The following is a 1,076-nucleotide window of genomic DNA, read 5'->3' as shown; positions in this document are numbered from 1 at the left end:
ACCTTGGGCATGGATGTTCCTGTGTCGATCGCTCTATTGTTTGCCTATGTTGCGAGTTTAGTGGCAACGGTGACAGAGCAAGGCGAAGTGTTCTTTGAATCTATCTCGATGTTCACCTTCTTCCTATTACTGGGGCGTTTCCTTGAGATGCGCGCGCGTCGTAAAGCGGCAGCAGCTAGTGGTAACCTGCTTAAGCTAGTTCCAGCTATGGCGACAACATTAGACGGTGAACAAGTTCCAGTTAAAACATTGAAAGTCGGCGACCAGATTCGCGTTCTTCCTGGTGAGCATATTCCTGCGGATGGCAAAGTATTATCTGGCAGAATTCACATTGATGAATCCATGCTGACTGGTGAGTCAATTCATGTGGTTAAGAACGAAGACGATACCGTCTTTGCTGGTACATTGAATGGTGATGAATCGTTTGAATTGGAAGTGATGACGTCTAAAGCGGATTCCGTGATTTCCAATATCGTTCGCCTTCAGGATGAAGCGCAACTGTCTAAGCCTCGCATCGCAGAGATTGCCGATGTGGTTGCTCGATACTTTGTTGCTGTGATTCTGGTTATCTCGTTCGGCACTTGGTTTTACTGGCACCAAACACGTCCAGAAGATGCTTTCTGGATTATGCTCTCGGTACTTGTTGCGACATGTCCTTGTGCTCTATCGCTTGCAACACCGACAGCCATCACCTGCTCAACTTCTCGTATGGGTAATTTCGGTATCTTGCTGCGCAAAGGCCATGTGTTTGAAACTTTGTGCAAAGTGAATCACTTGATCATAGATAAAACAGGCACGTTGACCGAGGGTGATATTCGTATCAGCCAAGTTGAAACCTTCGCAGAACTTGATAAAGACACCTGTTTGAAAGTAGCGGCGAGCCTAGAGCAACATGCTAACCACCCTATCGCGAAAGCGTTCAAGACTCATCTTTCTGATGATATCGAAGTAGAGTCTGTCAATAACGTAATTGGCTCTGGTATCACTGGTGAGTGGAATGGACAAGAAGTCGCTATCGGCAGCAGTGAATTCATTCTTGGTGATGCACAAACATCGGAAAGCAATGGTATTTACTT

The 1,076-nt window shown here is 46.1% G+C and carries 1 protein-coding gene; it reads left to right on the top strand.

Annotated elements, in window-relative coordinates; translation table 11 throughout:
• On the top strand, positions 1–1,076 hold a 1,076-nt coding region (locus AB4496_RS25950; protein ID WP_372132740.1), incomplete at both ends, for an HAD-IC family P-type ATPase.

It is taken from the genome of Vibrio sp. 10N.222.46.A1 (genome assembly GCF_041473595.1).
GTDB lineage: Bacteria > Pseudomonadota > Gammaproteobacteria > Enterobacterales > Vibrionaceae > Vibrio > Vibrio tasmaniensis_A.
The sequence above is the reverse complement of the archived record's forward strand: the minus strand, read 5'-3'. Positions and strand labels throughout refer to the sequence as shown.